20 protein-coding genes are annotated in these 19987 nt (G+C 62.1%); 7 read left to right on the top strand and 13 right to left on the bottom strand.

Features of this window, described 5'->3' with window-relative positions; translation table 11 throughout:
- Positions 1 to 75: 75 nt before the first annotated feature.
- Positions 76 to 774 carry a DsbA family oxidoreductase gene (locus tag KSW38_RS01170; RefSeq protein WP_216921765.1) on the bottom strand — a complete coding sequence of 233 codons (699 nt, stop codon included), beginning with the start codon at positions 772 to 774 and terminating at the stop codon, positions 76 to 78.
- A gap of 219 nt (positions 775 to 993) precedes the next feature.
- Between KSW38_RS01170 and KSW38_RS01165 the strand changes: the two genes are divergently transcribed.
- Both KSW38_RS01165 and KSW38_RS01160 read left to right on the top strand, forming a co-directional pair.
- The gene (locus KSW38_RS01165) at positions 994 to 2076 is read left to right on the top strand and encodes a glycosyltransferase family 4 protein (RefSeq protein ID WP_216921762.1); all 1083 of its coding nucleotides are present in this window, start codon (positions 994 to 996) and stop codon (positions 2074 to 2076) included.
- A gap of 40 nt (positions 2077 to 2116) precedes the next feature.
- On the top strand, positions 2117 to 4252 hold the full coding sequence (locus KSW38_RS01160) for an amylo-alpha-1,6-glucosidase (RefSeq protein WP_216921759.1): 2136 nt from the start codon (positions 2117 to 2119) through the stop codon (positions 4250 to 4252).
- Between the two features lie 15 nt (positions 4253 to 4267).
- Here KSW38_RS01160 and KSW38_RS01155 read toward each other — a convergent pair whose 3' ends face one another.
- The 5 genes from KSW38_RS01155 to KSW38_RS01135 form a co-directional block, all read right to left on the bottom strand.
- Positions 4268 to 4798, bottom strand: coding sequence for a GNAT family N-acetyltransferase (locus KSW38_RS01155; protein ID WP_216921756.1), 531 nt, complete (start codon positions 4796 to 4798; stop codon positions 4268 to 4270).
- An 87-nt stretch (positions 4799 to 4885) separates the two neighbouring features.
- Complete coding sequence (locus KSW38_RS01150; protein ID WP_216921753.1) at positions 4886 to 5278, bottom strand: universal stress protein; 393 nt, start codon at positions 5276 to 5278, stop codon at positions 4886 to 4888.
- Positions 5275 to 6885 carry a tripartite tricarboxylate transporter permease gene (locus KSW38_RS01145; protein ID WP_216921750.1) on the bottom strand — a complete coding sequence of 537 codons (1611 nt, stop codon included), beginning with the start codon at positions 6883 to 6885 and terminating at the stop codon, positions 5275 to 5277. Before KSW38_RS01145 ends, KSW38_RS01150 begins: the two co-directional genes overlap by 4 nt.
- Entirely contained in the window at positions 6885 to 7388 is a 504-nt protein-coding gene (locus KSW38_RS01140) for a tripartite tricarboxylate transporter TctB family protein (protein WP_216921747.1), read from the bottom strand. The genes KSW38_RS01145 and KSW38_RS01140 overlap by 1 nt, the downstream gene beginning before the upstream one ends.
- The gene (locus KSW38_RS01135) at positions 7385 to 8395 is read right to left on the bottom strand and encodes a Bug family tripartite tricarboxylate transporter substrate binding protein (protein ID WP_216921744.1); all 1011 of its coding nucleotides are present in this window, start codon (positions 8393 to 8395) and stop codon (positions 7385 to 7387) included. Before KSW38_RS01135 ends, KSW38_RS01140 begins: the two co-directional genes overlap by 4 nt.
- 284 nt (positions 8396 to 8679) lie before the next feature.
- Here KSW38_RS01135 and KSW38_RS01130 point away from each other — a divergent pair, with 284 nt between their 5' ends.
- From KSW38_RS01130 to KSW38_RS01110, 5 genes are all read left to right on the top strand, one after another.
- On the top strand, positions 8680 to 10251 hold the full coding sequence (locus KSW38_RS01130) for a sensor histidine kinase (protein WP_216922790.1): 1572 nt from the start codon (positions 8680 to 8682) through the stop codon (positions 10249 to 10251).
- Positions 10252 to 10253: 2 nt separating this feature from the next.
- Entirely contained in the window at positions 10254 to 10922 is a 669-nt protein-coding gene (locus tag KSW38_RS01125) for a response regulator (RefSeq protein ID WP_216921741.1), read from the top strand.
- Between the two features lie 154 nt (positions 10923 to 11076).
- Positions 11077 to 12060, top strand: a complete 984-nt coding sequence (locus KSW38_RS01120) for a hypothetical protein (RefSeq protein WP_308169261.1) — start codon at positions 11077 to 11079, stop codon at positions 12058 to 12060.
- Between the two features lie 20 nt (positions 12061 to 12080).
- Positions 12081 to 12839, top strand: a complete 759-nt coding sequence (locus KSW38_RS01115; protein WP_216921738.1) for a hypothetical protein — start codon at positions 12081 to 12083, stop codon at positions 12837 to 12839.
- 107 nt (positions 12840 to 12946) lie between these two features.
- Positions 12947 to 13372 (top strand): ChaB family protein, encoded by a 426-nt coding sequence (locus KSW38_RS01110; protein WP_216922786.1) that lies wholly within the window; start codon positions 12947 to 12949, stop codon positions 13370 to 13372.
- A 3-nt stretch (positions 13373 to 13375) separates the two neighbouring features.
- On the opposite strand, the gene KSW38_RS01105 is transcribed toward KSW38_RS01110, so the two are convergent.
- Genes KSW38_RS01105 through KSW38_RS01075 form a run of 7 tightly spaced genes read right to left on the bottom strand, consistent with a single transcriptional unit; the run spans position 13376 to position 19951 of the window.
- Positions 13376 to 13852 carry a heme-degrading domain-containing protein gene (locus tag KSW38_RS01105; protein ID WP_216921735.1) on the bottom strand — a complete coding sequence of 159 codons (477 nt, stop codon included), beginning with the start codon at positions 13850 to 13852 and terminating at the stop codon, positions 13376 to 13378.
- Positions 13849 to 14898, bottom strand: coding sequence for a Gfo/Idh/MocA family protein (locus tag KSW38_RS01100; protein WP_216921732.1), 1050 nt, complete (start codon positions 14896 to 14898; stop codon positions 13849 to 13851). Before KSW38_RS01100 ends, KSW38_RS01105 begins: the two co-directional genes overlap by 4 nt.
- Before the next feature lie 4 nt (positions 14899 to 14902).
- A complete protein-coding gene (locus tag KSW38_RS01095) occupies positions 14903 to 15802 on the bottom strand; it encodes a TolB family protein (RefSeq protein WP_216921730.1) in 900 nt (299 codons plus the stop codon).
- A gap of 12 nt (positions 15803 to 15814) precedes the next feature.
- Positions 15815 to 16816 carry a sugar phosphate isomerase/epimerase family protein gene (locus tag KSW38_RS01090; protein ID WP_216921726.1) on the bottom strand — a complete coding sequence of 334 codons (1002 nt, stop codon included), beginning with the start codon at positions 16814 to 16816 and terminating at the stop codon, positions 15815 to 15817.
- Position 16817: 1 nt separating this feature from the next.
- Positions 16818 to 18035, bottom strand: coding sequence for a Gfo/Idh/MocA family protein (locus tag KSW38_RS01085; protein WP_216921723.1), 1218 nt, complete (start codon positions 18033 to 18035; stop codon positions 16818 to 16820).
- Positions 18036 to 18056: 21 nt separating this feature from the next.
- On the bottom strand, positions 18057 to 19178 hold the full coding sequence (locus KSW38_RS01080; protein ID WP_216921719.1) for a Gfo/Idh/MocA family protein: 1122 nt from the start codon (positions 19176 to 19178) through the stop codon (positions 18057 to 18059).
- Positions 19175 to 19951, bottom strand: a complete 777-nt coding sequence (locus KSW38_RS01075; RefSeq protein WP_216921716.1) for a sugar phosphate isomerase/epimerase family protein — start codon at positions 19949 to 19951, stop codon at positions 19175 to 19177. Before KSW38_RS01075 ends, KSW38_RS01080 begins: the two co-directional genes overlap by 4 nt.
- Positions 19952 to 19987 lie beyond the last annotated feature (36 nt).

Raw genomic sequence — 19987 nt, 5'->3', positions numbered from 1 at the left:
GCACTTGAGCGCGTTTTGAGCTCTCATAACGCGCACTACTGCGACTCAGTTGGGCGTACGACGGCGGGTGGCTGGCTAGATTGCGCAGCCGTCAGGGCCGCAGGCCTCGGCGTCGGACGCGCCCACGGGGATCAGGGGATTGGCTTCCTGCCACGCCTGGTTCAGCGCTTCGCTGAAGAGCGCCGCCGGCTGTGCACCGGAGATGCCGTACTTGCGGTCGATCACGAAGAACGGAACACCGGTGACGCCGATGGCGCGGGCTTCATTGATGTCTTCGTTGACGGCGTCCGAATATTTGTCGGTGGTGAACAGCTCTGCGACTTCGTTAGCCGGGAGTTCCAGAGCGGCGCCAAGTTCCGTGAGGTACTCCTGGTTGCCAATGTCCTTGCCGTGCTCAAAGTGATCGCTGAGCAGGCGTTCCTTGGCGGCATCCTGGCGGCCATGGGCTGCGGCGAGGTGGATCAGGCGATGGGCCGTGAAGCTATTGGCAACCACTACCTTGTCGAAGTGATAGTCCAGGCCTTCGCCCTTGGCGGTCTCGGTGACGTGGGCGAACATCTGCTTGACCTGCTCCGGAGCCATGCCCTTGCGCTTGCTCAGGTAGTCCAACTCCGTGCCGTCATAGTGTCCCGGGATTGAAGGGTCCAGCTGGTAGCTCTTCCACTCGATGTCCACGGAATCACGGTGCGGAAACTGTGCCAGGGCGGTCTCAAAACGGCGCTTGCCGATGTAGCACCACGGACACGCGACGTCGGACCAGATCTCAATCTTCATGCTTTGGTCAACCTTCAGGGCCTGGCGCGCATTCCGGAAAAGTCTGTTATTTTCGTCACCCATTGCCGGGGCTGGTGTGCCCAGCCTAATGTGTGAAGCAGGTTATGCAGTTAGCCGGTGGGGGCGCTCTTCGCCCCAAGAATCGCGTGTGTCTGGGGCCGCGATGATCACGAGGTGAATCCCGTGCGTGGGGTTCGCATATTTGTGGAGGCCTTCAGCATGCGCATTGGATTGATAGTTGGACCATGGTTCCCAGTCCCCCCGGAACGGTATGGCGGCACGGAACGGGTTGTGGATGCCTTGGCCCGTGCCTTATCCGATGCAGGGCATGACGTACTCCTGGCTGCGGCGTCTGACAGCACCTGCCCCGTTCCGCTGCTGCGTGGCTTCGGGCCGAGTGAGCCTGAAGAGTTGGGGTTGACGCTCAGCGAGCTGCACCACGTCATCAAGGCATATGCCGGCATGCAGGACGTGGACATCATCCACGACCACACCCTTGCCGGACCTCTCTATGCCCACCGGCCGCTGGATGTACCCGTGGTGACCACCGTGCATGGTCCGCTGACGCCAAGATACGCAGGGCTGTACCGGGACATGGCCAAGGACACCGGGATCATCGCAATCTCGCATGACCAATGCAGCCGCATTTCCGATCTGCAAATATCGGCCGTCATTCACCACGGCCTGGATCTCTCCACGGTTTCCGTGGGCGACGGTTCCGGCGGGTACGCGTGCTTTGTGGGACGCATGTGCCCGGACAAGGGGCTGCTGGAAGCGGTGGCCGTTGCCCGCGAGGCCGGGGTGCCGCTGCGTATCGCCGCAAAGATGCATGCCAAGGATGAGCAGGACTATTACCACGATGTCGTGGAGCCGGTCCTTGGTTCACAGGAAGAATTCCTAGGGGAACTTTCAGATCCGGAGAAGTACGAGCTCATGGGCGGAGCGATGGCCATGATCAATCCCATCCAGTGGCATGAGCCGTTCGGGCTGGTAATGATCGAGTCGCTGGCTACTGGAACCCCTGTATTGTCCACCCCCATGGGTGCCGCCCCGGAAATAGTCCAACACGGCGTCACGGGATACCTGGCGCAGACCAATGAACTCGCAGGGTTTGTGCAGGACGTGCAAGGGCTTAGCCGTGCGGAGTGCCGGCGTACCGTGGATGAGTATTTCAATGCAGCACGGATGGCGTCGGACCATCTGGAGCTTTATGCCGCGGTCATCGAAGAATTCAAGGCCGGAGGCCTTCCGGGTAACGGCAAGTTGCAAGACAATCAGAGGCAAGCCCCTATCAACCTGTGACTGATAAGCAGGACATTTCCCGAGGAAGGCTTCGTGGGCCATGACTGCTTGGAACGCCGATACGGAGGCAGGCGCTTCCGAGCTGGGTGCCGTGACCGTCGTCGAAGGTTCATCCTTCTGCATTTCCGCACATTCAGGTGACATTCACGGCGGAGGCTCCCAAGGCAGTTATTACCAGGACACCCGGATCGTGTCGCGTTGGATCCTGAGGATCAACGGAGCCCTCCGGGAACCACTGGTCACCACCAACCGCACCGCGTTCCAAGCCGAATATGTTGGCCGGGCTTGCTCCAGCGATGGGCGCTTCGACAGTCCGCTGGTTGTGCAGCATCAGCGGCATGTGGGCGCCGGGCTGCGGGACGACCTCACCATCAGGAACTACTCGGGCCAGCCCGCGCCTTGCGAGATCGAGTTGCTTATCGACGCCGACCTCGCCGACCTCTTCGACGTCAAGGGCGGCAGGGCAAGCAGGGCAGGAGCCACCGAGAAAACAGCGCGCAAAAAGGAGCTCCATATTGAGTCCGTTCACACGAACGGGGAACGCCGCGGAGTGGCGTTCCGGGCTTCGGGAGCCAAAGCGACCCGGCAAGGCCTGACATTCCACGTCACTATCCCGCCCCGTAGCCAATGGAGCACCAGCGTCATTGCCATTCCCTTGATCAATGGAAAGGGGCCGGACGAACCGTTTACGGAAACCACGGCGCTGCACCACACGATTGGCGTCCGTCGGCATATGGCCTGGGCGGAGCACGTTCCACGGATCGCTGTCACGGACAGGAACGTCGAGGACGTCCTGGAACGAAGCCAGAGCGATCTTGGTTCGCTCCGGATCTTCGACCACGAGCACCCTGGACGTGCTGCCGTCGCAGCAGGGGCGCCCTGGTTCATGGCACTGTTTGGACGCGACTCGATCCTGGCGTCCTACATGTCACTCATGGTGGACCCTGGACTCGCGGCTGGCTCGCTGCAAACGCTGGCCGGGCTTCAGGGCAGCAAAGTGGACGTCGACTCCGAGGAGGAACCCGGCCGCATGCCCCACGAGGTGAGGCTGGGAGTCACGGCCGGACTCTCCTTGGGCGGAACCGCCTACTACGGAACGGTCGATGCAACGCCACTCTTCGTGACGCTGCTGGGCGAACTCAGCCGGTGGGGTCTGGGGGCGGACATCATCGATTCCCTCCTTCCCCACGCAGACCGTGCTATCTCGTGGATGGAGAAATACGGCGACCGGGATGGCGACGGGTTCATTGAATACCAGCGCCCCAACAGTCACGGCCTGATCAATCAAGGATGGAAAGACTCCTGGGACGGCATCAACTTCGCCGACGGCAGGATCGCTGAAACACCCATCGCCTTGTGTGAGGTCCAGGCTTACGCCTACGGAGCTTATGTTGGGCGTTCGCTGCTGGCGCGCGCCGCGGGCGATACCGCCGTCGAACGCCGTTGTGCGGATCGGGCGGAAGCGCTCAAGGAGGAGTTCAACAAGGCTTTCTGGCTGCCGGACAAGGGCTATTTTGCCCTTGCCCTGGATAAGGACAAGAAACCCGTGGATTCCTGCACGTCCAACATGGGCCACTGCTTGTGGACGGGCATTGTGGACGAGGACAAGGCTGCACTTGTGGCGGAGCAGCTGATGTCACCTGAGATGTTCACGGGCTGGGGGATCCGCACCCTTGGTTCGGACATGGGTGCTTACAACCCCGTCAGCTACCACAACGGCTCGGTCTGGCCGCACGATACGGCGCTCGTGGCCACCGGACTCATGCGCTACGGCTTCGTGAAGGAAGCCAGCCGCGTGGCGAGCGGATTGTTCGACGCCGCTGAGCATTTCGGCGGTCAGCTTCCGGAACTTTTCTGCGGCTTTGACCGCTCGGACTTTCCGGAGCCGGTGCCATATCCGACGGCGTGCTCCCCCCAGGCGTGGGCAGCGGCGGCCCCGATTCAGCTGGCTCGCATCCTCCTGCGATTCGACCCCGATTTCACCAGGAAAGTACTCCACCTGGCGCCCATCCTCCCGGACTCGTTCGGGGAGTTCAGGGCAGAAAACGTCCTGCTGGGGCGCTCGCGGATCACGATCCAGGCGTCCGCGGGAAACGGCACCGTGACGGGATTGCCGGCTGGCCTGCAGCGGCGCTCCGATCCCCGGCCGCCATTGGCTGGGGACTTGTTCGGCTAACTGCCCGGATGCTGGCTAGAGCGTGTGCTCCATGACGAAGTCATGTTCCACTGTGTCTCCCAGTTTGAAGGACTTGGTGCCCACCCTCTGGTAACCACTCTTTTCATAGAAACGGATCGCCTTGGCGTTTTCACTGTTCACGCCAAGCCAGACTCCTGCCGCGCCCTTTTCCGCAGCGTCCGCGACGGACGCCTTCATGAGGCGGGATGCGGCTCCTTGGCCGTGGTGATCCGGGTGGACGTAGCACTTGCTGAGTTCCGTGGAGGGGAGTGCCGAGAGCACAGAGGCTACATCCGGGTCGCTTGCCGGCTTGGCAATAAGCATGGTGTACCCGTTGAGCTGACCACCGTCGTCGAGCACCAATACTGTGATGTGCGGATCGGCCAGGTAATCCACGAAGTTCGCCTCGGCAAGCGTCTTCTCGAGATGGGCCTGGATGTCAGCCGCTGAGGCGTCGGGCGGGCACGCCAGCGGGAAGGTGACGGCCGCAAGCTCGGCCAGTTTTCCGGCGTCGTCTGCTGTTGCGGTTCGGATGGTCTCGGCCACGTGGTCCCCCTTGGAGTTTGTGTACGGCTAATGCCCCTAAGAACGAATCTTAAGGGCATTGGCTGGACACGGAGTCAAAGCGAGCGTTTAGTCTGCTTTCACGGCGAGCACCGGACAGTCCGCCTCCAACAGGATCCGTTGCGAGACGCTGCCCATGATGAGTTTGCCAACGGGGCTGCGGCGGCGCAGGCCAATCACAATCAGCTCGGCGTTGTGCTCGTCGGCCGCATCGAGTACCTCAGCAGCGGCATCATGGCCCCGGACGGGCTGCTTGATGATGTGCTGGATGCCTTGGAGGGCAAGGCGCTCCTCGATGGTCTGGATTTCCGGTTCCTGCGCGTACCGGTTATCCACCAAGGCGTCCCCCTTGGAAGAGTTGATCACCAACAGGGTGTCGTTGCTTTTCTTCGCTTCGGCAATGGCTTGGGTCAGTGCGGCTTCGCCTTCAGGCGTGGGGACGTATCCCACCACGATGGTCATGGCTTCTCCTTGTTGTGGTGGCTGTTGTGGTGGATCCGTGTGCTGTTTTGGTCGGCTTGGATGGCGTCGTCCTCGCCCAGGAGCACTTCGCTGGGGTGGGCCGGGACCACGCTTGCTGGCACCGGACGGTTGCGGCGGACCAGCTTGAAGAGCAGCGGCCAGAGGATGACGATAGCCACGATGATGTAGACGACGACGGCGATTGGCTCGCTCCACAGCCCGGCGGGGTCACCGGCGAACAGCTGGAGAGTCCTGCGTAGCTGGCCTTCGATGCGCGGACCGAGGATGACGCCCAGAATGAGGGGCAATACAGGTAGCCCGAAGCGCCGCATCATGAATCCCAAGGCTCCGAGCACCAGCAGGATCACCAGGTCGAACGCCTGCAGGTTCACCGAGTAGGCGCCCAACGTGGCGAAGAAGAGAATGCCGGCGTAGAGGTAGGGCCGTGGAAGCTGCAGCAGTTTCGCCCACAAGGGTGCCAGGGGCAGGTTGATCAGAAGGAGCAGCAGGTTGCCGATGAAGAGGCTGGCGATGAGCGCCCACACCAGGGGACCCTGGCTGGAGAACAGCTGCGGACCGGGCTGGATGCCGTAGGAGGTGAACGCTGCGAGCATGACGGCGGCTGTGGCGTTCGTGGGCAAGCCGAGGGCAAGCATTGGGGTCAGGGTTCCGGCGGCTGCAGCGTTGTTGGCCGCTTCCGGGCCTGCGACGCCTTCGATGGCTCCCTTGCCGAATTCCTCCGGATGTTTTGTCAGCCGCTTCTCGGTGACATAGGAGAGGAACGTGGGGATCTCGGCACCACCGGCGGGAAGTGCGCCAAACGGGAAGCCGAAGGCCGTGCCACGCAACCAGGGTTTCCAGGAGCGGGCCCAGTCCTTCTTGCCCATCCAGGGCCGTCCGACGGGAATGATGTGAAGTGGTGAACGCCGCAAGTGCGCGGCAACCCACAGTGCTTCACCCACGGCGAAGATGGCCACTGCCACCACAACGATGTCCAGGCCGTCGGCCAGCATCGGCTGGCCGAATGTCAGGCGGCGCTGGCCTGTAACGGAGTCAATGCCTACCAGACCGATGGCCAGCCCCAGTCCCAGGGAAGCAAATCCCCTGAGCCGGGATGAACCCAGGACTGCGGTGACGGCCAGCAAGGCGAGGATCATGATGGCGAAGTAGCTCGGTGCGCCCAAGCTCACGGCGAACTGAACCACCAACGGTGCAAGTCCTGCCAGCAGGGCCGTACCGATGGTGCCGGCAATAAAGGAACCAATCGCCGCAGTCGCGAGCGCTTGGGCTGCCCGTCCGGCTTTCGCCATCTTGTTGCCCTCGATAGCCGTGACGACGGACGAGGACTCGCCGGGTGTGTTCAGCAGGATGGAGGTTGTTGAACCGCCATACATGCCGCCGTAGTAGATGCCGGCGAACATAATAAAGGCGCTGGTGGGCTCAAGGGCGGCCGTGACCGGAAGCAGCAGCGCCACAGTCATGGCCGGGCCGAGCCCTGGGAGAACGCCAACGGCCGTTCCCAGGAGTACGCCGATCATGGCGTACAGAAGATTCATGGGGGTGAGGGCGGTGGCGAAACCGTCCATCAAAGAGGACCAGACGTCCATCAGAGGATTCCTTCCAGGAGTCCGGCGGGTAGTGCAATGCCAAGGCCGAGGTAGAAGCCGTAGAAGGTGGCCAGGGAGAGCGCAACAGAGATGATTCCGTCACGGACATAGTGCCGGCTGCCAAGTGCCAGTACGCTGCCCCAGAACAGGACAGTCCCGGAGATGACCCAGCCGGCCCAGTCGATGAGCAGGATGTTGAGGATGAAGGCTCCTGCGAGCGGGAGCACCGTCTTCCAATCGGCGGGGTGTGCGAGGTCAATGTCCTCGCCGCCTTCCACCTCGCCCTTGCCGCCGCGGAGAACATTGATAGCCAGCAAAATTGCGCAGACCACCAGAAGGCCGGCAACGACGAAGGGAACCGCCTTGGGCCCTACGGGGTCCGACTTCGAATACGGGGTTACCAGGCCGTTCGCGTCGAGGAAGACAAGGACGCCTACCGCGCCGAGCAGGAGGGCTACCCCCAGCTCGGCGCGGCCCTTGAGGCCTGTTGCTAAAGTGCTCACGCCAAGCCAAGCTTGGTGAGCACGTCCGCCACCCGCTTGTCCTGGTCCGTCAGGAACTTCTGGAACTCGTCACCGGTGATGAAGGCGTCGGTCCAGCTGTGGGTCTTGAGGGCTTCTTTCCAGCCAGCGGATTCGTGCATCTTCTCCAGCGCGGCAATCAGTGACTTCTTGTCGTCCTCGCTGATGCCCGGAGGGGCCACCATGCCACGCCAGTTGGTGAAGACCAGATCGATGTTGGACTCCTTCAGCGTGGGAGCGTCAACACCCTCAAGACGCTTCTCGCCACTGGTGGCCAGGACGCGGACTTCACCGGACTTGATCTGCTGCAGGTACTCGCCTGCACCGGAAGCCGCGAAGCCAAGCTTGTTGCCCAGGATGGCCGGAAGAAGATCTCCACCGCCGTCGTATGCGACGTAGTTGACCTTCGTGGCGTCAATTCCAACTGCGCCTGCCAACTGCATGGGCAGGAGGTGGTCGGGGCCGCCAGGCGAGGAACCGCCACCCACGGAGATGGATCCGGGATCTGCCTTCCAAGCCTTCACGAGGTCATCGATCGACTTGTACGGGGAGTCCTTGCTGACCATGATGGCGCCGGGCTCTTCAATGAGCCGTGCCAGCGGGGTGGTCTCGGTCAGCTTCGACTCGGACTTGTTGGTGTAGCTGGCACCCACCACGCCAAGACCCATGAGCATGGCGAGGTCCCCGTTGCCTTTTTCGTTGACGACGCGGGCCAGACCCACCGTGCCGCCAGCACCTGCAAGGTTGAAGACCTCCGTGTTGTTGGCGATCTTCTCGTCGTCGAGAACCTTGGCGGCCGCACGTGCGGTGGTGTCGTAACCGCCGCCGGGAGTATTGGGAACCATGATCTGGAGTCCGGTGATGGGACCGGCTGCAGCGCCGGAGCTGGACGAACCAGTGGAGCTCTTACCTGTGGCGCCGCAACCGGTGGCCATCAGGGCGATGCCGGCAGCAACGGCGGCGATTCGCAATGCGCGGATCTGGCGCATGGTGTTCCTCTTCTCAGTATGGAAATTCTGTGCAGGGCGATCAGCGTTGTGCCCCCGTGAGTTGATGCTAGGTCCCGGCGTGACGGTCATCACTCTTGTGTTCGCAGTGATCTTTAAGTTCATTGCGTTCACGCCTCTGCCGTCTCATAGGGCCTGGCCCCGCTGGTGCTCAGCGTGCTTAGGGTATAGTTCCGATACGCCAAGGCGGACTACTTTTGAAACTGTTAGCGGCCCTTGCATAAAGGAATCATCAAAGGATCCAAACAGTGACTCGACGAAGAGGAATGTCCTTGGCAGGGCAGTACCTTGTGCTGCAGTTGTTGATCGTCCTGGCGGTCCTGGTCGCTGTTGTAGCCATCTCCCTGGCCCAATCTGCCGCTGCTTTTGAACGCACTGAAGGGCGCCGCGCCTTGTCCGCGGCAGAGACCTTGGGCAACAACCCCACAGTGCGCGCCCTGTTGCCGACTGCCGAACCCCGCAACGGGTCAGCCCTCCCGGCCGTGGCGGAATCCATTCGCACTGTTTCCGGCTCTTCCCACGTGGCACTGGCAAAGTTGGACGGCACGGTAGTGACCTCCTCGGATCCAAGCCAGCTGGGCAAGCAACTTCTCCTCGGGGACAGCAGAGTCAAAGAAGGCAGGGCATGGACCGGAGTCCTGGCCGGCAATGAAGGCAAAGTTCTCTCAGCACACGTGCCGGTACTGGACGACTCCGGAACCATGATCGGTATCGCCGCCATCAGCAGGAACTATCCGTCCGCCCTTGAACGGCTGGAAGACGTGGTGCCCAACCTTCTCACCTACCTGGGCGTTGCGAGTGTCCTGGGCGTGGTGGGTTCCCTTCTGCTGTCCCGTCGTGTCAAACGGCAAACGCTGGGAATGGAGCCCCGTGAGATCACGGGACTCGTGGAAAACCGTGAAGCGATGCTGCAAGGCCTGAAGGAAGGGGTGGTTGCCCTTGACCCTCACGAGCGGATTACCGTAGCAAATGAGAGCGCCCGCCAACTCCTGGGACTGCCCGCAGACTGTGTAGGCCGGAAACTTGGCTCGCTTCACGTGGACCGCGCGCTCAAGGTGGTACTCACCCGGGAACAATCAGACCCAGACCAATTGGTGCTCGTGGGGGACCGGTTGGTGGTCATGAACAGGGTGGCCCTCAGGTCCCGTGGACGGGACATTGGCTCGGTGACAACGCTGAGGGACCGCACCGAGTTGTCGTCCCTGGAGAGTGAATTAGGTGCCACCCGAACCGTGACTGACACCTTGCGTGCCCAAGCCCACGAGTTCGCCAACCAACTCCACGTCATTTCCGGCCTGATCCAGATTGGCGAATACGATTCCGTGGTGCAGTTCGTCAACGGCGCCACCGTGGACCGTACCCGGCTCAACGACGAAGTGACCAGCCGCATCCAGGACCCGGCACTCGCAGCCCTCTTGATAGCCAAAGCCAGTTTGGCCACTGAGCGCGGCGTTGAACTGCAGATCGACCCGCAGTCCGGGCTCCCGCGCGTCAACGAGGAACTGTCCCGGGACCTCACCACTGTGGTGGGCAACTTGGTGGACAACGCGTTCGACGCCGTCACGGGGCTGGCTGGGGCGGCGGTGAGTGTGTTGGTGGTCAACTCAGCGGACGGTGTTTCAGTCACGGTTCGGGACAACGGTCCGGGCGTGCCCTCGGGCTCCGCTGAGGATATTTTCCGGCAGGGCTTTTCCACGAAGGAGCCGGGACCTGGCGATGCCCGCGGCTTCGGCTTGGCGCTCTCGCGGGTGATCTGCCGTCGTTCCGGTGGCGACCTGACAGTAGCCAACGATCATGGGGCAGTTTTCACCGCACGATTCAACAAAGGGGCAGTGTAATCATGATCAAAGTCTTGATTGTGGATGACGACTTCATGGTGGCCAAGGTCCACGCAGGGTTCATCCAACGGACCCCGGGGTTCGGCGTCGTGGGTGTAGCGCACACCGGCGCGCAGGCCATCCTTGAGACGCAACGGCTGCAGCCGGACCTGGTGCTGTTGGATATCCATCTCCCGGACATTAACGGGCTGGACCTGATGCATCAGCTCCGGGATGTTGCCCCGGACCTTGACGTGTTAGTGATCAGCGCGGCCCGTGAAACCGAGACGGTTCGCAAGGCGCTGCGCGGCGGCATTGTGCATTACCTCATTAAGCCTTTTTCGCAGGCTGATCTTCAGGAACGATTGCAACACTATTTGAACGCTTACCAAGGGCTGGACGCTTCCAAGGACGTGGCCGAGCAATCGGATGTCAACCGGGTATTCGGGCTGGATTCCGCTCAACGTACGCTGCCCAAAGGTTGCAGCGTGGAGACGCTGGAGCTCGTGGAGGCCGCGCTGAAATCGGCGTCGGGCGACGTCTCCGCCGCCGAGGTTGCCGAGCAATTGGGAACCTCCCGGGTGAGCGCCCGCCGATACCTTGAGTACCTCCATGACGAAGGTGCGCTGGATGTGAGGCTGAAGTACGGCGTCGGGCGTCCTGAAAGAAGGTATGTGCTGAAGGGGCGGTGATGAGTGCACCGGTGTGGTGCATCACTCGCCCTTGAAGGCTGATAGCGCAGCAATGGACTATGGCGCTGTAGACGGTAAGAATATAACCACAATCGCATATTGCCCGAAATGGTTATTTGACGGTTTGCAGAGAAGTGAGTACAAGGAGCTTGGAGTGGAAGATACTGTAACGAGCAGGGCCTTCGAGTTGCTGCGAAGAAGTGATGTCCACGTCAACGGCGGTGATCTGAATGACCTCTCCCTAACCCTGCCCGATGGTTCCAGGCTCGTCGTCCAAGTGAAGACCTACCGTGTCCCACCAAGTCCAAGTGCCCTGGTCAAGCTCTTTGCCCACCGAGAGTCAAGTTACCTAATAGTCACCGTCCGTCCGACTGAGTCCCTAACAGATGCGGCGCGCACCGGCGTGCTGAACCTCATAACTCTGGAGCCCGCCTCCATCATCATCAGTGGACAGGATCTGCTCCCCAAGAATCAGGCCATAGCGATCAAGGCAGTGCCCATCCGTCAGGGGATGCCTGCTTGGGGGCGCTATGCCCTCATCCGCTCCCTCCTGCTGGCGAGTGAACCGCTTATTCAAAAGGAATTGGCAGAATGCTCCGGTATCAGCCAACCGGCAGTTGTGAAGAACTTGAAGTATCTGGACGGACTTGTAGAACGAACGTCCGGCGGATGGTCACCCACGGATCGCAATAATCTTATGTCCCTGCTGTTGGAGAAGTATCCAGGTCCGCGGGGTGCTGCCACTTACTGGTACGGCTTGGATCGGCTACATGAGCAGGTGCGGGAAGCAACCAAATACGCGAAAGAAATGGGCGGGGAACCGTTGGTGTCAGGCGACGTGGCAGCCGACATCTATGCACCATGGCGGCTACCGGACAGCGCGACACTCTACGTTCGTCAGATGGTGGACTTCAGCCACGCCGGTTTCAGTCCTGCGACTAAGGACGAGGCCACGCTGATCTCTGTCATCCCGGAAGATCAAACCCTTTGGAGGACAGCCCCGGATATGGAGCGTGAGGGGTTGCCGCTTGTGGATCCCCTTGTGACCCTTTGGGAACTTACCCTGAGCGATGCACCCGACGGACCTGAAGCCGCAGATCATTTGAAGAAGGCGATACTGAGCGGCACAGCCGTATGAGGGCCATCCACGTTATTTCGATGTCCAATGCTTCGGATCTCGGATATCGTGCCCTTGCTGATGTGGCTGGTGCCGGCATCGATACTTCTTCGTATCGCATTGTTGGCGGCCACATGGTCCAGTTGCTTCTCCACGCATATCCAACGCCCGAAGCCAGAGAACGTAGCACTGCCGATGCCGACGCCGGAATCAAGCACACCACCGCGGTGGGCCAGGACTTGCACAAACACCTCTTGGCCCAGGGATACAGAGACACCAGAGGAAACCAGTATGTCCGCAAAGACGGCCAAGGTGGCGAGATGATCATTGACCTCCTCGTGCCGCATGACTCGGTGGGCAAGGTTGAGACTCAGATCATCAACGGGCGCGGCTTTGATGCCATCCCGGGCTTGTCCTTTGCGTTGTCCCAAGACCCGTTACTGGTCGAAGTGAAGGTATTGCTGCTTGGCGGTGACGACTTGACGTTCACCGTGCCCGTGCCTGACGTAGAGGCCGCCCTGATCCTGAAGGCACTTGCTTGGAGGTACAGGTCCACTGACAAGGACCTGATGGACCTCACCTCGTTGCTGGAGATCGTCCGTAGGCACAAGGAATCGCTCTCCTCCTGGGAGTTCAGTGACAGCCGCCGGGGCACGAGCGGGCATCGTAAAGACGCAGCCCGCGCTCTGCACATGCTTCGCGACAGGCTCGACCGCGGCCTGGTTCGAGCAGGGGCCGCGGTGGCAAAACCTGCAAGATTGGCGGCGCTTATCAAGGAGAATATTCCGGCAGTTGGTTGACTTCTGTATAGGGAGCACTTGCACCCGGTCAGGCTTGACCTTGTGGTCAATTGATAAACTGGGTGCACGTCCATGATCAGGCTTTCTGACAAAGGAGCGTGAGTACCGTGCCTAAGACCGGCAAGAACGATCATGCCCGCAAAGACGAACTCCCATCCACGCTGCAGCGCTCTGAGCAGAAGGCCCAGGATACCTTCGCCAAGACCTACGACTCCGCCATGGAGACCTACGACAACGATGAGAGCCGGGCGGCCCGCACTGCCTTTGCCGCGGTAAAACACAGTTACGAGAAGGTGGGCGACCACTGGGAGGCGAAGGAAGAACGGGGTCCTTCTGATCAGCACGCGGCAGAAGGCATTGAATCAACGAAACCTACCGCCGGGGGAGTGGACGCCAACGCCTCCAAGGAGCATCTCTATCGACGTGCCCAGGAACTGGACGTCAAGGGCCGTTCGAAAATGACCAAGGACGAACTGGTCGAAGCTCTGCAGAAAGCCAACGACGCCGCGACCCGGAAGGCGCGGGGCGGCTAGTCTCTACCCCGCCACCGTCTTCAAATAATTCCGGATCCCATCGACCACTAACTGGTGGTCCTCGTCCGAGGTCAGCCCGGACACCGTGATCGCGCCAATGACGCCCGCCCCGCGAACCCGGATCGGAAATGAGCCACCGGCCAAGGTGTAATCCTCATGGGCAAGCCAGCCGCCTCCGAGAGGGCTGTGGGTACGGGCGGAGAATTGTTCAGTCAGCAGCGCTGTGCTGTGTTCAAAACGCAGCACCGAGGCGGACTTGCGGCGGATCCACTCTTCCTGGTCGGCCGTGGCTCCAGGCAGGACGCAGCGGAAAAGCACAAGGTTGTGCCGGCGGATATCGATGGCAACCCCGTAATCGGAAGCGATCGCGTGGTTGGCAATGAGCGAGCCGAGGCGCCAGGCGTCGTGGTGGTCAAAGCTGGCGAAGACCAGTTCTTCCTCCTGCTGGCGGAGCTCGACAAAGCGGGCAGATTCAGTCATTTCGTTGCACCTTCTTCTGAAACAACAGCGTCTGAAACAGCAGCGTCCGCTTGGTAGCTGAGCCCAATCTGGCGGCGGATTTCGTCCATGGCCGCCATGATGGCCACGCTTTCACTCGGGGGCAGGATGGTGCCGGCGGTCTCACCGGCGCGGATCAGGCGTTCCAGTTCGGCCGCCTGGTACTGCATTCCGCGGCTCTTCACGGGCTCTTCGAAACGCTCCACCACCTCACCGCTGACCCCGAAAACGGTGAAGGGCACTTGGTTGTACCAGGTGTGCTCGATGTCGATGTAGCCTTCTGTACCGATCACCATGGCGCGGTTGGCGCTGGCGGCGTCGAGTTCACAGTCAACCAGCCCCTGCCGGCCGCCGGAGTACTCAAAGATCGCGGCAGTTTGCCGGTCTACGCCCGTTGCCGTCATCGAGGCACTGGCAAGAATGCGTTCCGGGGCACCCAGGATGTCGAAGGCAAAGGAGATCGGGTAAATGCCCAGGTCCAGCAGCGCCCCACCGCCGAGGGCGGGATCATTCAGCCTGTGGGCCGGGTCCTTCGGAAGGCTCTGATTGTGGCCGGCAACTACCTTCCGGACCTCGCCGATGGCGCCTTCCTGGATGAGTTCGCGGATGCGGACCATGTGCGGAAGGAATCGGGTCCACATGGCTTCCAGAGCCACAAGGCCTTTGGATTCGGCAAGGTGCACGATCTCCCGGGCCTGGCGGGCGTTCATGGTGAAAGCCTTCTCCACCAGCACATGCTTGCCGGCGTTCAGGGCCAAGAGCGCGTTGGCATGATGGAACGGGTGCGGCGTGGCGATGTAGACCACGTCCACCAGTGGGTCCGCCACCAAGTCCTCATAGCTGCCGTGGGCGGTCATCACTCCATGCAGCTCAGCGAAGGCTTTGCTGGACTCCAAGGAGCGCGAGCCAACAGCCTGCACGGTAAAGCCGTTCTCGTTCAGGTCCTGCGTTTGGAGTCCGGCAATAAATCCTGTGCCGAGGATGCCCCAGCGGATTGTTCCATCGGAGGTGCCGTTGCTGAGGGTCACGTGCTTAGTCCTTCGTCGAGTCAGAAAGCGGGTACGCCACATACGCAAAACGCCGGGAGTCCGGCGACCAGCTGTTGACGTTGAGGGTACCTTGGCCACCGAAAAGTGGCCATGTATGGAACGGCGTGGCCCAGTCCTGCGTGGAAACAAGTACGACGGCGACCGACAGGTCCGCGGGGTGTCCTACCGTTCCACTGGGGAACTGAAGGTAACTGGCGTACCGGCCATCGGGGGAGAGATGGGGGAACCAGTCGACTGTTTCGGATGCGAGGAGCCGCTCGAAGCCAGTGCCGTCCACGCGAATCCGGGCGAGCTGGGCGTGACCCTGTGTGGAGGAAAAGGATTCCGTGTTTACATAGAGCCATTTCCCATCGGGCGAGTATTCCGGCCCGTCGCAGTGTCCTGAACCGACATCAAAGCGGCCGACCTCAACGCTGGCGGTAGCGCCGCCGTCTGACGCTATGGTCATCAGGCGACCTGGCTGCGTGAAGTCTCCCGCTTCGATCCCCACGTAAGCCAATTCCTTGCCGTCCGGGCTGACGCCGTGGAGGAAATGGAAGGAGCCGTGGTCCTCCGTGATGCGCAATGCCGGTCCGCCGCCCAGTGAAGCACGGTAAATGTGGCCGTCGTTCGCGGACACGAAGATGCCCTGACCGTCAGGTGCAAGGACGTGATCGTTGTTCAGGTCCGGGACTCCGGTGAGGGGGATAGGTTCCAAAGAACCCGCGTCCAGATCCAAACGCCATAACTTCCCATCCCCGTTGAGGATGAGTGAGCTTCCATCCAGGGTCCAGTTGGGCGCCTCCAGCAGGATCCCGTCGGTGGTGTAGACCAGCTCAGCTTCCCCGGTCACCGACGCGATCCGCACCTCGCAGCGCTGGCCGGATTGAAGGGTGCGGATCACGTCGGTACTGTCCTAGTCTTTGCTGCTGAAGGCGGCGTCGAAGCTGGTCTGCGACGCGGGGAAGTCGAACTTCTTCAGGGCGGCGAGGGCTTCGGGGGCACCGTGGAGGCGGTCCATACCGGCGTCTTCCCATTCGATGCTGATGGGGCCGTTGTAACCGATCGCGGCCAGGGCGCGGAAGGACGATTCCCAGGGCACGTCCCCGCGTCCGGCTGAGACGAAGTCCCAGCCCCGGCGGGGGTCGCCCCAGGGCAGGTGGGAGCCCAGGACGGTGTTGCGGCCGGTGGGGCGCAGCTTGGTGTCTTTGCAGTCCACGTGGTAGATCCGGTCCTTGAAGTCCCAGATGAAGGACACGGGGTCGATGCCTTGCCACATGAAGTGGGAGGGGTCCCAGTTCAGGCCGAACGCGGGGCGGTGGCCGATCGCTTCGAGAGTCCGGACGGTGGTCCAGTAGTCGTAGGCGATTTCGGAGGGGTGCACTTCGTGGGCGAAGCGGACCCCGTTTTCGTCGAAGACGTCCAGAATGGGGTTCCAGCGGTCGGCGAAGTCCTGGTAGCCGGCGTCGATGACTTTTTCGGGGACGGGCGGGAACATCGCGACGTACTGCCAGATGGAGGATCCGGTGAACCCGACGACTGTGTCCACGCCCAAAGCTTTGGCCAGGCGTGCGGTGTGCTTCATTTCCTCGGCGGCTCGTTGGCGGACGCCTTCGGGGTCCCCGTCGCCCCAGACTTTGGACCCGACGATTGCTTCGTGGCGGAAGTCGATGGGGTCATCGCAGACGGCTTGGCCTTTGAGGTGGTTGGAGATGGCCCAGACTTTGAGGTTGTACTTGTCCAGGATGGCGAGTTTGTTCTCGACGTAGCCGGGTTCGTCCCAGCGCCAGGCGTCCAGGTGGTCTCCGGAGACGGCGATTTCCAGGCCGTCGTAGCCCCAGCCCGAGGCAAGCCGGGCGACTTCCTCGAAGGGCAGGTCGGCCCACTGGCCGGTGAACAGGGTGTAGGGGCGGGGCATGTCAGGCTCCTTCGGTAGCGGTGCTGGTTGGCTTCGGGGAAAGCTGGATCAGTGAGCTCTTGGCCGCTGCAGATTCTTCGATGGCAGCGAGGACGTGCTGGACGTTCAGGCCTTCTTCGAACGACGGCGATGGCTGGCTGCCGTCCCGAATGGCCAGCAGGAAGTCTCGGATCTGGTGGGTGAAGGTGTGCTCCCAGCCGATGATATGACCCTGCGGCCACCACGCTTCGAGGTAGGGGTGTTCGGGTTCGTTGACCAGGATCCGCCGGAAACCCTGCTCGCGGACAGGGGCGGTGGCATCCAGGAAGCCGAGCTCGTTCAAATTCTCGAGGTCGAACAGGATGGTGCCCTTGTCTCCGTAGATTTCAAGTTTGAGGGAGTTCTTCTGGCCGGTCGCTACACGGCTGACTTCCACCGAGGCAATTGCTCCGGAGGCGAGTGTCAGCGTAGCCCAGGCGGCGTCGTCGACCGTGACATCTTCCAGGCCGTCCGCTCCGGGGCGGCGGTTCACGAACGTGTGCAGGCGGCCCGTGACCTCGGTGACGGCATCGCCCAGGAGGAACAGGACTTGGTCGATGGCGTGGGAGGCGATGTCGCCCAGCGCACCGGAGCCGGCGGTTTCCTTGCGGAGGCGCCAAGTCATGGGGGATTCGGCGTCGGAGAGCCAGTCCTGGAGGTAGGCGGCGCGGACGTGGCGGACGGTGCCGAGCCGGCCTTCGGCGATCAGTTCGCGGGCCAGGGCGAGGGCCGGGACGCGGCGGTAGTTGAAGCCGATCATCGACTGGACGCCGTTCGCGCGGGCGACGGCCGCGGCTGCGGTCATGGCTTCTGCCTCGGCGATCGTGTTCGCCAGAGGCTTTTCCACGAGGACGTGTTTCCCGGCAGCGAGGGCGGCAACAGCGATCTCGGCGTGCATCCAGCCCGGAGCGCAGATATCGACGATGTGGATGTCATCCCGCTCAATGACCGAGCGCCAGTCGGTGGCGGACTCTGCCCAGCCGTACTTGGCGGCGGCCGCCGCGACGGATTCGGCGTCCCGGCCGACGAGGACTTTTTGCTCGAAGGCGGGGACGTCGAAGAAGCTGGCCACGTTCCGCCACGCATTCGAGTGGGCCTTCCCCATGAAGGCATAGCCGATGGCGGCCACACCCAGCGGGTCAGATGCTGGGCCGTGTGCCGGGGCAGGCGTTTGGTCGGATGGGCGGACTGGGGTGGTCATGGTGTGGTTCCTCGCTGATTCTTAGAGTGTGGCGGTTTCCGGCGCCCAGTCCTCCGGGACGGGTTCGGAGGCGGGCGCGTTGCTGGTGACATCTACGAACGAGCCCGACTCCACGGATTCGGAAATCGAGACCATCGTGTCCAGCACGTGGTAAGCCAGTTCGCCGGTGGCGCGGTGCGGAGTGCCTGAACGCAGGGCACGGGCCATGTCCAACACGCCCAGGCCGCGGCCGTTGGCCGGTCCGGTGGCGGGGATGATCTCGGGTTCTTCCGCCCCGGGCCGCCAGAGCCTGAGGTCGCCGTCGAAATAGTTCGGGTCCGGCAGCGAGAGCGTGGCCTCGGAGCCGGTGATTTCCACGAATCCCATTCGCTGGCGGGGGGACTCGAAGGAGAACACGCTGTGCGAGGACGCACCGCTTTCGAACTGCGCCATCGCGGAGACGTGTGTGGGGACCTCGACGGCGAACTCCTCCCCGGCCTTCGGACCGGAACCAATGATCCGGGTCGCCTTTGCGGAGGAGCCGACGGCGGCTACCTTACGCACCGAGCCGAAGGTCTGGACCAGAGTGGTGAGGTAGTACGGGCCCATGTCGAACAGGGGGCCCGCACCGTGCTGGAACAAGAACGCAGGGTTCGGGTGCCAGGATTCCGGCCCCGGGGTCTGGAACGTGGTCATGCCGGTCAACGGGGTTCCAATGTCCCCGCGTTCGATGATGCGCCGGGCTGTCTGCAACCCCGCACCGAGGAAGGTGTCCGGCGCCGTTCCGAGGCGGATGCCCGCGGTATCTGCCGCCTTGAGCAGGCCCAGACCCGATTCCCGGTCCAGGGAGAACGGCTTCTCCGTCCAGACGTGTTTGCCCGCGTTGACCGCCGCCGTTGCAACCTCGACGTGAGCTGCCGGGATGGTCAGGTTCACGATGATTTCGACGTCGGGATGGTTCAGTGCCAATTCAGGCGCACCGAACTCGGGGACGCCGTATTCCTCGGCACGTGCCTTGGCTGCTTCTTCGAACAGGTCGGCGATCACCAGGACCTTGATGTCCGGGAAGGTGGTGAGGTTGTCCAGGTATTGCTTGCTGATGTTGCCCGCACCGATAAAGGCCACGCCCACCGGACCCTTGCGGTTTGACGGAGTGAAGCTCATGCCCCTGCCTCCTCGGAAACAGTTCCCTCGGCTGCCTGAACGCTTGCCGCTGCCGTCAGATACCTCAGGCTCTCGGTGATGCCCTCAAAAATGTCGCCGGAGTAGTCATCGAACTCCACCACGCCAACTTCCAGGGACTTGGCGGCAGCGATCACGTCCAGCACCGGAATCGATCCCTGGCCAGCGGGCTGCTGGGCCTTGGTGTCCGTGGTGGCCGGACCGTCCTTGATGTGGATGAACTTCACCCGGTCGCCCAAGCGGGCCAGCAATTCAACCGGGTCCTGGCCGCCGACAGCAGCCCAATACGTGTCCACTTCAAGGACGAGTTCCGGATCCAGCAGTCCCTCGAAGTACTCCAAGGCAGTCTTGCCTTCGATGGTGGACTCCAGTTCCCACGCGTGGTTGTGGTAACCAACGCGGATGCCGTACTCGGCGCCCTTCTTCGCTGCCGCATTCAGAGCCGTGGCCGTGGACTGGATGGTCTCTGCGTCCTGCCAGTGTTCCGCAGGGAGGAAAGGATCAATCACGGTGGTGATCCCCAGTTCCTTAGCGGCCGCGAAGATCTCGTCGTGGTCCTGGCTCAAGAGCGGCGCATGGCCGGATGGGGCGGTTAGGCCGTTTTCCTTCAAGGCCTTGCCGAGTTCGGCAGCGGTGGCCACGAAGTTGTACGGCTCCACCTGCGTGAAGCCGATTTCGGCGACCCTCCTGATGGTTCCAGGCAGGTCCTCCTGGATGGCGTTGCGGAGGGTGTACAGCTGGAGTGAATAGGACATGGCTTCCTTCCCGGTGATCGCCCGGTGTTCCTCGGT

Source organism: Paenarthrobacter aromaticivorans (genome assembly GCF_019038615.1).
In the GTDB taxonomy this organism is placed as follows: Bacteria; Actinomycetota; Actinomycetes; order Actinomycetales; family Micrococcaceae; genus Arthrobacter; species Arthrobacter aromaticivorans.
Note: the sequence above shows the minus strand (reverse complement) of the source record. Positions and strands in the feature narration are given on the sequence as shown.